Source organism: Pseudolactococcus insecticola, from assembly GCF_011170065.1.
GTDB classification, from domain to species: Bacteria; Bacillota; Bacilli; order Lactobacillales; family Streptococcaceae; genus Pseudolactococcus; species Pseudolactococcus insecticola.
In genome coordinates, this window is sequence record NZ_BLLH01000007.1 from 53,822 (window position 1) to 66,344 (window position 12,523).

General features: G+C 43.8%; 11 protein-coding genes. All 11 read right to left on the reverse strand.

Annotation, left to right across the window (positions count from 1 at the left end; genetic code table 11):
• Positions 1–13: 13 nt before the first annotated feature.
• The gene (locus Hs20B_RS06875) at positions 14–955 is read right to left on the reverse strand and encodes a 3'-5' exoribonuclease YhaM family protein (RefSeq protein ID WP_172356935.1); all 942 of its coding nucleotides are present in this window, start codon (positions 953–955) and stop codon (positions 14–16) included.
• The gene (locus Hs20B_RS06880; protein WP_172356937.1) at positions 952–3,108 is read right to left on the reverse strand and encodes an ATP-binding protein; all 2,157 of its coding nucleotides are present in this window, start codon (positions 3,106–3,108) and stop codon (positions 952–954) included. The genes Hs20B_RS06875 and Hs20B_RS06880 overlap by 4 nt, the downstream gene beginning before the upstream one ends.
• A complete protein-coding gene (locus Hs20B_RS06885) occupies positions 3,098–4,258 on the reverse strand; it encodes a metallophosphoesterase family protein (protein WP_172356939.1) in 1,161 nt (386 codons plus the stop codon). The genes Hs20B_RS06880 and Hs20B_RS06885 overlap by 11 nt, the downstream gene beginning before the upstream one ends.
• A 33-nt stretch (positions 4,259–4,291) precedes the next feature.
• Complete coding sequence (rpe, locus tag Hs20B_RS06890) at positions 4,292–4,954, reverse strand: ribulose-phosphate 3-epimerase (protein WP_172356941.1); 663 nt, start codon at positions 4,952–4,954, stop codon at positions 4,292–4,294.
• Entirely contained in the window at positions 4,951–5,841 is an 891-nt protein-coding gene (gene rsgA, locus Hs20B_RS06895; RefSeq protein ID WP_172356943.1) for a ribosome small subunit-dependent GTPase A, read from the reverse strand. The genes rpe and rsgA overlap by 4 nt, the downstream gene beginning before the upstream one ends.
• Positions 5,842–5,879: 38 nt before the next feature.
• A complete protein-coding gene (locus Hs20B_RS06900; RefSeq protein WP_172356944.1) occupies positions 5,880–6,977 on the reverse strand; it encodes a 3D domain-containing protein in 1,098 nt (365 codons plus the stop codon).
• Between the two features lie 60 nt (positions 6,978–7,037).
• Entirely contained in the window at positions 7,038–7,814 is a 777-nt protein-coding gene (locus Hs20B_RS06905) for a PHP domain-containing protein (RefSeq protein ID WP_172356946.1), read from the reverse strand.
• Positions 7,815–7,910: 96 nt separating this feature from the next.
• A complete protein-coding gene (gene pheT / locus Hs20B_RS06910) occupies positions 7,911–10,283 on the reverse strand; it encodes a phenylalanine--tRNA ligase subunit beta (RefSeq protein ID WP_172356948.1) in 2,373 nt (790 codons plus the stop codon).
• Between the two features lie 23 nt (positions 10,284–10,306).
• Positions 10,307–10,834, reverse strand: a complete 528-nt coding sequence (locus tag Hs20B_RS06915; RefSeq protein ID WP_172356949.1) for an SAV1803-related protein — start codon at positions 10,832–10,834, stop codon at positions 10,307–10,309.
• Between the two features lie 10 nt (positions 10,835–10,844).
• A complete protein-coding gene (gene pheS / locus Hs20B_RS06920) occupies positions 10,845–11,882 on the reverse strand; it encodes a phenylalanine--tRNA ligase subunit alpha (protein WP_172356951.1) in 1,038 nt (345 codons plus the stop codon).
• Between the two features lie 240 nt (positions 11,883–12,122).
• A complete protein-coding gene (locus Hs20B_RS06925) occupies positions 12,123–12,518 on the reverse strand; it encodes a hypothetical protein (protein WP_172356953.1) in 396 nt (131 codons plus the stop codon).
• Positions 12,519–12,523: the final 5 nt, after the last annotated feature.

Below are 12,523 nucleotides of genomic sequence, written 5' to 3' on the forward strand. Positions count from 1 at the left end.
ATCTAAAAATTTCTCAAACATTAGGTTTATAAAAATTACGATTATCAAGCGGGAAAATGCGTGGTGTCATTTCGCCCGGTGCAACCTGATTGAGCGCCGTTTGCATCATCATGACGCTTGCATCCATCATATCAATCTGATGAATGACTTCTGCCTCCATGATTTGCGGTCTAACGGGACTACCATAGTCAAGCAAACCGTGGTGAGCTAACAACACATGGCGTAAAAGTGTCACATCTTCTTTGCTATTATCAATCTCGAGCTCACGGACAGCCTCAGACACCTCTTCATCAATCAAGACAATGTGACCGATGAGATTTCCACGCAGTGTATAGGTCGTATTTTCAGAGCCCGAAAACTCGATGACTTTTGCCATATCGTGTAGCAAAATACCCGCTAACATCAGGCTTTCATTGAGCGCTGGATAGACTTCACAGATTTTTTCAGCAAGTTGCGCCATGGTTGCCGTATGATAACTCAAACCACCTTCAAAGGCATGATGATTCGTTTTAGCTGCTGGGTACTCAAAAAATTCCTTGTCATATTTTTTGAAAATATAGCGAACAATTCGCTGCCAAGTCGCATTTTCAATCTTGAACATGATTTTTGAGATGTAATCGCGCAAATCCTGCTCATTTGCTGGGGATTTTGGTTTGAAATCTTTCGGATTATTTGGCTCTGTATTTTCAGGTAGGCGCAGAAAAATTTTATTAACCTGCGGTGTACCTTGGTACAGTTCTTTTGTTGCCCGCATATAGACGACTTTTCCTTTTGTAAAGGTTTCAACCATATGTTCGTCAGCATCCCAGAGATTTCCTGCGATTTGTCCTGTTCGATCTTGGAAAATCATGGCTAAAAACGGTTTTCCTGCCCGAGTTTGTCGTAAATCTGCTTGTTTAATCAGGTAGAGCCCTTCAAACGAATCGCCAACCTGTAATTCTTTTAACTGCGTCATAATGTAATGACTCCTTCATTTTCAATAATGAGCGACGGGTCACTCGTGAGTAGGATAACTTGCCGATTTTTCGCAATTTCAGCAAGCAGTTGACCAAAATTTTTCCGACGACTTTTGTCAAAGCGCAGAAAATTATCATCTAGAAATAGCGGAAAATCAAGTTTTTTTGACTGGATAAATGCCATTCGAAGCGCAAACTGCAGCTGATCACGTGTACCTGTTGACAAATCAAGCAACCGCAAATGTTGTTTCTCTTCATTTGACACCCACAGGATGTCCTTATCAAGATATATCTCCTGCCAAGCGCCATTCGTCAGCAAACGCAAGCTATCGCTTGCACGGCTTAGAATATCTGGCAATGTTTCTGACGAAAGCGCAGCCATTACTTGCTCAGTCAACGTAATCTGCGCTGATTGAGCTGTGAACGCTATCAAATAATCTCGTAAACTCTCTTTTTGTCGTGCCAATGCTGCATTCAACCTTAACAGACTGCCATCTGTTTTTTTCTGATTGATGCGGGCTAACCTTTGTGAATGCGTGTCAATCAGGCGTGTCAGCTCTGAGCTGCGCTGGATTTTTTCTGACGTTTTTTGATTGAGGCTGACTTGTGCTGCAACTTCATCAAATGGTTTTGATAAGTCAAAAATGCCTGAGAGCTGCTCTTTGAGTCTTGTTAAACGCTGCATGTCACGCGATTGCTGCACCCATTTTGCCAAAAGTTCTGGCGCCGTATCAACATCGGGAGTTTCTGCAAAAATCGCCTCATCAAATACCTTTATCTCTGCAAGACGCGCACTATCTACACCCTGATCAAGGCGTGCGAGCGTTACTTGCAAAGTTTGCGCCTCGTCTTCAAGCTGTGAAATGCCTGCTAACTTTTCTGATAAGCTGTTATTGCCAAGTGCTAACCAATCTGAAAAATACTGAAGTTCTGCTTCAAATGCCGTCAGAATTTCCTGACTATCTTCAAGCGCCAACTTCGTTTGACGTGTACTTCTCAGCTGTAAATAGCTCATCACAACGCCTATAACCATGAAAATCATAGCAACTAACGGATTGACAAAAACTGCTGTTATAAGCATCAGCGCAAAGCTTGCTATCGCTACAAAAAGAAATCTTTTCGGCGCTTGCATCTGCTTGATTTTTTGCTCTGCAACTAGTGCCTGAGCTGAATCCGACTTGATTTGACGCAGATTTTTTAGCGTTTCTGTCGCTTTCAAAAAATCATTTCTAGGTGTTGCAAGTTTTGCAAGCGCCGCTTGATTTTCCGCTATTTTTTGCGTTAAGCTTGTGATTTCACGGGCATAGTCTTCATGCTTATCGTGATTGTCCCGCAAGCGATCTGCCTCATCATTTGTCAGCATATTACGCGATTCTTTTTGAAGTAACGCACGGTATTCTTGATATTCTGGCAAAAAGCTGAGTTTTTGCTTGGTGTCAGCTAGTGCCAAATCAAGCTGCTCTTGCTCATCTCTAAGCGTCTCTATCTGCGTTTTCAGCTGATCATTTTCTGAAATAAGTGGCAGCAAGGCAGACTCTTCTGCTGTTTTTACTGCAATATCTGCCTTTAGCCTGTCAATCTCGCTCAACACTTGGTTAATCGGTTTTTTACTAGCTCGAGTTGTTGTAAACAGGGCATCGCGCGATTTCGTAAGTGATTGAATCTGGTCAAACAAGATGACTGAGCCTGTTGTCGCGGACAAACGCCATTCGGCATCTAGTTTTTCCGCATTATAATCCTTGACGGATGCAATCTGCAGATTTTCCTGCGTCACTGAATAAATCTCATCAAAAAGCGTCGCCGTCATCGGTTTGATAAAGGCTAGCCACTCTGCTTCATTCGTATCTTTTCCATCGATCTGACAAGAAAAACTTGGCTTGCCACTACGCAAAATCTTTAGCCGTTCAATGTCGATCGACTTGCCGTCATGCGTCAGATTAATCTGACCGCCGTAGGTTTTAACTGCCAACGGATTGAAATTTCGATTACTTGTTGTTGCGTTTTCAAAGCCAAAAAGCATGTATTTGATAAAGGCTAAAATCGTCGATTTTCCTGCCTCATTTTCCCCGATAACTATCGTCAGATCTGTTAGATCATAGGTCTTATTGACAAGTTTACCAAAGCCCTCAATTTTGAGTTGGTTAATTTTCATCAGAGTTGCCTTCCTCTTTTGAGTCATTTGAATTATCAAAAACAAACTGTTCACTTTCAAAAAGTGCGACTTGCGCAAGCACATCACTATGAAAATCAGGATCTTCTAAAATCTCCTGCAGGACTTCTTGCCGCGGCAACATCTCAAAAATAGCTGTAAAATCAACTGCTGGCGCCTGAAAATCAGGCACAACAAGACGAGGTAAATCTGTGTCAGTATTGAGCCGTGCGAGTTTTATCTTGACAATCACATGGTCCTGTCTGAGTTCTTCAATCAGTTCGTCATTTGCCACAACTTCAGTCAGGGCAGTTGCAATCTTGTCATAATTTTCAAAAATCAAACTGTAAAAAATCTGCTGTGTTGCGTCTAAGTTTTCTCTGATAAATCGCAAGGCCTGAGACAGGTTCTGACAATCTGATAAATCAAGCATCAACGTCTCAAAATGCACATCTGCCAAGTCATGAAAATCCGTCTCAAATGTCGTTTTCGTAAGTGTGCCTAGCACAACAAAATTCGTGATTTCTTTTTTTGTCCGCCCTTGCGGTGTCCCTGGATAAATCACACGCTCTGATAGTTGACTCGCCAGATGAATATGCCCCAAAGCCCAGTAATCATAGTCTTTTGATAACATATCAGTCAAGCTAGCTGGCGCATATTGGCTCCCTGACATCTCACCGTGGAAAACGCCAATATGATAGTCACAGGCGAAATTTCTTGCAGGATAGTCACTAACCTTATCCTCAGTGATATGTGGCTGTTCATAGGAAAATCCTGTGACCATCAGACTTTCACCATTTTTCAGTGTGATCTTGCGACTCTCAACCGTTTCTGACGTGAAAACCGTGACATTTTCAGGGAAATCCACCCAATAAATCGACTTCCTGTAATAGTCATGATTACCAAACGTCACAACTACCTGAATCTCATATGGCAAAAGCCGTGCCAGCTGATCTATAAAATAAGTCTGCATCTTGATGCTAGGCTTTGATTGGTGAAAATTATCGCCTGCAAAAATAACCAGCTCTACCTGCTTAGAAATGGCGAAATCAATGATTTTCTCTAAAATTTCATAGGGCTGAATCGTCACTTCTTGCACGAGACCTTCAAATTCGCGGTCCAAGTGCAAATCAGCTGTGTGAATAAATTTCATGGCAAACTTTCTAACTACTCATTTATACGTTTTTTAGGCGAGTTTTTCTCGCAAAGTTGCGATATTTTCTGCCACGTCACCGTTAAAAACATAAGATCCTGCGACAAAGACATCCGCACCCGCTGCGCGACAGGCAACAATCGTTTCATCATCCACGCCACCGTCGACCTCAATCTCAAAATCTAGGCCTCGGAATTCTCGAATCTCTGCGAGTTCACGCACTTTTTCAAGGCACTCAGGCAAGAACTTCTGTCCGCCAAAGCCAGGGTTTACCGTCATGACCAAAACCATATCAACTAGGCCAAGTACATGTTTGATGCTTGAGACATCGGTGCCAGGATTGATGACAACTGAACTTCTGAGCCCCGCTGCTCTGATTTTTTGCAGGGCGCCATGGATATGCGATGTTGCTTCGACATGGATAGATAAGCTGTCAGCACCTGCTTGTGCAAAAGCTGATACGTATTTTTCAGGATTTTCAACCATGAGATGGCAGTCCAGCAAACACTTGGTAGCAGGGCGAATCGCCTTGACCACATCTGCACCAAAGCTGATATTTTCAACAAAATGACCGTCCATAATATCAACATGGATGTAGTCAGCTCCCGCAGCTTCAAGGCGCTTGACATCCCGCTCAAAGTTGCCAAAGTCTGCTGACAAGATAGAGGGTGCGATTTTTAACGTATTTGATCTCATTTTTTCACGACTTTCTTATAAGTTTCCCGTTTACCCTGAATTTCCGAAAGAAACAGCAGGTAGTTATCATATCTGGACTGTAAAATCTGACCAGTTTCAACTGCTGGTTTGACGGCACACTTGGGCTCATGTGTGTGGCTACATTCCCGAAACTTGCAGTCAAATGACGCCTCTAAAATCTCTGGAAAGGCGGCGTTTAGACTAGGTTGATCTGCAACCTCATAGTCGAGTGAGGAAAATCCTGGAGTGTCTGCTATCAAGCCTTGATTAACCTCAAAAAGCTCCACATGTCGCGTCGTATGCCTGCCACGGCCTAGTTTATCTGAAATAGCCTGCGTGGCAAGCAACATTTGCGGGGCGATTTTATTGAGCAGTGTTGACTTACCAACACCTGTTTGGCCCATGAAAACTGTGACTTTATCTGGAAATTCTTTTTGGATTTCCTTGGCATCATTGAAGAAAAAAGGGTAGCCGATTTTTTCATAGTTTGATTTGATCTGCTCAAACTTTGCCAAATCACTCGCGTCAAGTAAATCGAGTTTTGACAGATATATCAAGGGTGAAATTCCTTTATTTGTCAATAAAACGAGAAATCGATCCAGTAGATTTAAGGAAAATGTTGGCTCAATCGCAGACATGACAACGACTGCCTGGTCAATATTTGCAATCGGCGGGCGAACTAAAAAATTTTCACGCGCTTTTATAGCAAGTACATAACCTTCTGAATTTTCAGCGGCAGAAAACTCTGCAAAGTCCCCAACGATAGGCTTGGTGCCTTTCTTGCGAAAATTTCCCCGTGCCCGCGTCTGATACACTTGCCCGTCAGACATGTCTTTTATATCATAAAATCCACTCAGGGATTTGAGTATTCTACCAAATTTTATCATAGTCTTATTATATCAAAAAACCGCTTAAAACGGCGGTTTTATCCTAATACATTAATCGTGACACTGCGTCTTCCCCAAACAATCGCTTCTTTGGTTGTTTTAAAATGCAGATCGACCTTGTAGCCTTTGATTGCACCACCCGTGTCTCCTGCAATGGCAATCCCATATCCTGGCACTTCCACCATTGACCCCAAAGGAATCACGCTCGGATCCACCGCCACACACATGGGATTGACCCAGAGGTCGATTCCCGTCGCCGTAACATGACCTGGCGTCATACCATCAGCGCCGTCAGATGAGTAACCAGTCGTCGAAACGGTCATGCTCTTACCAGATGTAGTCGGTGCGTTTGACGTATTATCAGCGGTGCCAGTGTTGCTAGTTTCAGCAAGTGGAACGTCTGCAGTCTTGCTTACAGGCTCAGCCTTTGGCTCTGGCGTTGCCTCTGCAGCCGCTCTAGCTGCTTCATCTGCTTGGCGTTTTGCTTCAGCCGCTTTTGAGTTTGAAAGCGCCGTAATCTGTGCTTGATTGTCCGCAATCTGCGTTTTCAGGGTCGCCATCTGGCTTTGTAAGTCCGCATACTGCGTCTCGTATTTTTCTTGATTGGCCTTGAGCTGCGTTTGCTCAGTTTCTAGCTGCATTTTCAGCGTTGCCAGATCCGTCTCTGTCTTTGCCAAGGCTGTGACTTTTTCGTTTTGCATCTTGCGGTAGGTCGTGAGACTCGCTACACGTGTGATGACTTCTGAGAAATTTTTTGATGAGATGATCAGCGACACAAAATCAGACTGTACGTTATCCACCTGGATGTCGCGCATCTGCTGACCCATAACCGTTTTTCTTTCTTGCATCTCTTTTTTTGCTGCTGCAATATCAGCTGTGATTTTTGTGATTTTCGCCTGACCAGTGCTCACCGCCTGCTTACTCGCATAAGCCTTTTGGTAGACTTGATTGACCGACTCAAGCGTTGTATTAAGCGCTGCTTGAATGCCATCTGCCTTGTCTTGAGCTGCCTTGATCTGCGCGTCATAGTTGGTTTTTGAATCCTCCGCCAACACGCGCTTGACACCTGACGTGCCAAAGATACCCACCGTAAAAATCGCCAAAATAACAGCAAATTTTTTCATTTGCTTTTTCATGTCTTGTCATTTTATCACATAAAATGGTCGTGAAATATTATCATTTCATATCAAATATTGCTAAATTGTGACAAATTCGTGCCTACCGTCACGAAAAACGACTAATTCTGTCACACCTTGAGTTTTTAGCCATGGTAGCAACTCGTCAAATGCCAGCTGATAGTGTGACAACTTGTGACCATCAGATCCCAGTGTAAACAGGCTGCCGCCAAGCTTTCTGACGAGTGAAATCGCATAGGCATAGAGCGGTAGATGTCCGTATAAATGCGTCGACTTGGCATTGATTTCAAAAGCAAGCTTGTGATCAATCATCTTCTGAAAAATCCGCAGCAGCTGTGGTTCATAGTGTTTGAGGTCATCTACGCTCACGTCAAACAGGCGAATCCCGTAGTCAAAATGCGCAAGTACATCAGCCGGCAGCCGTCCAATCGCATACTCAAGCTCCGCCAGATACCGCGTCATAATCGTATCAAACGGCATATCTGCCACAAACTCATCCAGATAGTCAAACTCACCATTGTGATGTACAGACAGGAGCTTGAGGTCATAAGTTTTATCCGATAAATACGCCAGAATCTCGGCTTCTTTTGGTGCATAATAACCAATCTCAATGCCTTTCAAAATCCGATTGCCATAACGCTTATTAAGGGCGTTAATCTCAGCTGTATAAGCTGCATAATCAGGCGCATCAGTCTTCCCGTCTGAAACTGGGTTTGCCACGTCAAAATGCTCTGTCGTCACGACAACTCCCGTCGAATTTTCCAGATAATCTGTAAAATTCGCCTCGGAATCATAAGAAAAATGCGTGTGCAAATGCTGATCATAATAGTGTGTCATGTTGTGTCCTCGTTTTTAGAAATGAGCATGAATCGCTCATATTTGTTGGTTTTATTATATCAAAAAACACCTGAATAATCAGGCATTTTTAGCTTATCATCTAACCTCAGCACCAAATTTACTAAGTTTTTTCGTGATCTTTGTCACGGCAGCTGTGATTTCGTCGTCAGTCAGCTGTGCGTCGGCAGATTGGAAGGTCAGCGTGTAGGCTAGTGATTTTTTGTCTGCTGCGACATTGTCCCCAGTATAGACATCAAACAACTCGGTTTTAGCAAGCGTTTTGACTTTGCTTTCTGCAATCACATCAAGAATTTCCTGATTGGTTGCCGTGCGGTTAACTAACAGCGCTATATCACGTTTTGACGCTTGGAATTTTGGAATGTCTGTGAAAATGACTTGCTCAGGTTGCTTGTCAAGAAGTGCTGTCAGATCAAGCGCTGCTACATAGGTTTCAGAAATGTCATAGGCTTTCGCTGTCGTTGGATGTACCTGACCAACAAAACCAACGGGCGTATCCCCGACCAAGACACGCGCAGTACGTCCTGGATGAAGATCTGTAATCGTTGTATCAGCCTCAAAACGCACGTCAGAAAACTTAATCAGGAGATTTTCCACGACACCTTTGATGTCGTAAAAATCATAGGCTTTGCCAGTCAGTGCTAGCGCAACTTGTGGCAATTCTGTTGGGCGGTTGTCAGATTCATTGCCAAACTTGGCGAAAACCTGACCGACTTCATAGAGTGCGAGCGTGTCATTGCCACGGGCTAGGTTATAGCGTACGATGTCGAGCATGCCACTCGTCAGATTGAGACGCAGCGTGCTGCGTTCTTCGCTCATGGGCATGGCGAGTGTCGTCAGATGTTCAGTAGGCAATGTTGTAAACTGCACGGCTTTTTCAGGCGTTGTCAGGGAATACGAGATGACTTCTGACAGGCCTGCACCCTCAAGGTTGGTGCGAATGTCACGGCGGAATTTCTGCATGGGCGTCAACTGGCCAATGGTGTTACCTGCATTTGGCAGGGTGTTTGGAATATTGTCATAACCATAAATCCGTGCGATTTCTTCGACCAAGTCGGCTTCTATCGCAATGTCCCAGCGGCGTGGTGGCACAGTGACCGCAAAGGTATCTGCTGTGACAAGCGTCGTAAAGCCAAGTTTATCAAAAATTGCTACGACATCAGCCTGGTTGAGCGTGAGTCCGAGCGCACGGTTGATTTTATCAAGCGTGATTGAGACGATCACGTCTTGCGCCGTGAAATCGTTGTTAGACACGACACCAGCGCTGACTTTTCCGCCTGCAAGTTCTGCGATCATGGCTGCTGCATAGTCGAGCGCGACTTCGACATCTGCTTGGTTGATGCCTTTTTCAAAACGTGCGCTTGCTTCAGAACGTAGGTTGTATTTTTGCGACGTTTTGCGGATGCTTGTCCCGTCAAAAATCGCTGATTCTAGCGCCACACTTGTGGATTTATCTGTGATTTCTGTATTTTCGCCACCCATGACACCAGCAAGTGCAACGGGTTTTCCCGCTACTGTGATGACGATGTCATCTGTTGATAACTCACGTTCAACGCTATCTAGCGTCGTCAGTTTTTCACCAGCTTCAGCCTGACGCACGACGATTTTTTTCTCATCAAATGTCGCATAGTCGAAGGCGTGCAACGGTTGTCCGAAATACAGCAAAACGAAATTCGTCACATCAACAACGTTGTTGATGGGGCGAATGTCTTCACTCATCAGACGATTTTGGAGCCATTGCGGACTTGGCCCGATTTTGACATCTTCGATAATCCGCATTTTATAGGTGATAACTTTGTCAGTTGCGACGTCGACTGCAATCTTATCTGCAGTTTTTTCGTCAGACTCGCTGACAACTTTGTCGTCAAAGCTGACTTTTTTATTGTCATAGATAGCTGCAACTTCATGCGCTACACCACGCATTGACAGGGCATCAGCACGGTTGGGGGTGATTGAGAGCTCAAGGACTTCGTCATTCATGTCTAGATAGTCAAAGATCTCTGCACCATTTTCCGCCGTTTCAGGCAGGTAGTAAATGCCGTCAGCATAGGCTTTGGGCACGATACTTTCTGGAAAGCCAATCTCTTGCAGACTGCAAATCATGCCAAGACTCTCAACACCACGGATCTTGCCTTTTTTGATCTTGTGATTGCCTGCAATGCGTGCACCAGGGAGCGCCACGATGACCTTGATGCCAGCTTTGACATTTGGCGCACCACAGACGATCTGCGTGGGCTCAGTCTCGCCAATGTTGACTTGGCAAATGTTGAGGTGCGTTTCAGGAATAGCTTCCATGCTTATGACCTCGCCAACGACTAGTTTTGAAAGTCCAGCTGCGCGCGTCGTCACACCTTCGACTTCGATGCCACTTGTCGACATTTTTTCTGATAGATCATGTGCTGGCACGTCGATGTTGACGAGCTCTTTTAACCAATTATATGATACTTGCATTTTATTTTTCCTTATATTTTATATTATATTTTCTCTAAAACTTCTTCCATATCTTCCAAAAGTTCTATTGTTTCTTGAATTTTTAAAAATGATTTATCATAGCAATTTCTTTGCCATTTTAGTTGTGGGATGTATTCGTCAATATACCATTCTTTGACCATTGGTTTTAAAAATACTTCAAAACCAGGCAGCCCATACTCGCCATTCGTTTCTACTGAGATAAGGACGTGTAAGATACAATGTTCTATCAAATCACAATATACAAGTCTGTCTCTCTTTTGACTATCAAAAGGAATAGAATATTCTTTTATAAACATGGTATTTCCTATATTTAAAAATTTATTTTCATCAATATGATGACAATATAGGCCTTCACCAGTTCGAGATATTTTACCTTTTGTTATGGACTTAATTTTTCCATTCAAAAATTTTTGATATGATTTTTCTCTAAAATAATCATCCTGAGCTTCGCCATATTTCTCAAGTAAAAATTCAACGACTTCACTGTATGAATTATTCAATAATTCTTTATAATACTCATAATTAGACATATACCCACTTTTATTCAAACTGCTCACTCATCCGAGCATCACCCAGATAAAAGCCGCGGATGTCATTGATGCCATAGCGCAGCATGGCGATGCGTTCTTGTCCCAATCCAAAGGCAAATCCTGAGTATTTGCTTGAGTCGATACCGCTCATTTCAAGGACGTTTGGATGCACCATACCGGCACCTAGGACTTCTATCCAGCCAGTGTATTTGCAGACGTTACAGCCCTTACCGCCACATTTGAAGCAAGAAATATCGGCTTCAACAGATGGCTCTGTAAACGGAAAATAGCTAGGGCGCAGACGAATTTTACGTTCTGCACCAAACATTTTCTTAACAAGCGTATCCAAAGTTCCTTTGAGGTCGCTCATGGCGATAGCTTCGTCAACGACAAGCCCTTCAATCTGATGAAATTGGTGGCTGTGTGTGGCATCATCGGTGTCACGACGATAAACGCGCCCTGGTGAGATCATCTTGAGCGGTCCTTTTGTAAAGTCATGCGCATCCATGGTACGCGCCTGAACTGGACTCGTGTGCGTGCGCAAGAGAATTTCAGGCGTGATATAAAAAGTATCTTGCATGTCACGCGCTGGGTGATCCTTAGGCAGATTCATGCGTTCAAAGTTGTAATAATCCGTCTCAACTTCATAGCCGTCAACAATCTGATAGCCCATGCCTAGGAAAATATCTTCGATTTCTTCCGTTGTTTGCGTGAGAATATGTCGGTTGCCTTTTGCAACTTTTTTCCCAGGCAGCGTCACGTCAAGCGTTTCATTTTCAAGCTTTTTGGCAATGATTGCAGCCTCAATCGTCGCTTTTTTCGCCTCTAAAAGTCCTGTCACTTCATCACGAAACTCATTTGCGAGCGCTCCGATTTTAGGACGTTCTTCATTTGACAAATCCTTCATGCCTTTTAAAATCTCAGTCAGCTCGCCTTTTTTCCCGAGCACTGAAACCCGAAAGTCGTTTAGCGTTTTGTCATCGCTAATCGCTTGTAGCTTTGCAAGCGCATTGGTGCGCAAGGCTGCAATCTTTTCTTGTAAACTCATCGTTTTCCTTTCAATATAAAAATGGCACCTGTTTTTCTCCTACATAAAGGAGCGAAAACCGCGGTACCATCCTAATTCGCAGACTAGTCTGCCTTAATTATCTTTATTTGATTAGTTTGTTGCTAGTGACATTGAAGTGAACTTCACAAACCTAGCGATAAATGGCTTTCAGTCAGGACCATTTTCCCTTTTAACGCATCAGTCAGCTACTCTTTTCAATATCTCAACTATACTAAATTTCTAGTCATCTGTCAAGTTTGCGCTGACTGCTATCAGGCGAGTTGCACCGCTTCCTGCCATGCGGACTCTGACGGTAAACTTATCATAGTCAGGCACAGTAAAGCTCAGGCTTTTTTGCGTTCCGTCAGAAAACTCCTGCCTGTTGCCATCTTTTTCAAACAAAATTGTCAGATATGGGCGTAATCCCTCGTCGATGCTTTCAATCGAAAACGTGACTTTACGACCATTGGGCAAACCTAAAAAATCAGTCCCATTTTTCTCGATGATGATAAAACCATCTCTGATCAGGCCGTGCTGGTAGTAAATGCCGGGATTCTCATCGTATCTGACGACCGCTGCATCAAGCATGTGAAAGTGCTCCTGCCGCGTAAATGGCTGTCTCCATGCTGTCGTCATCGCGC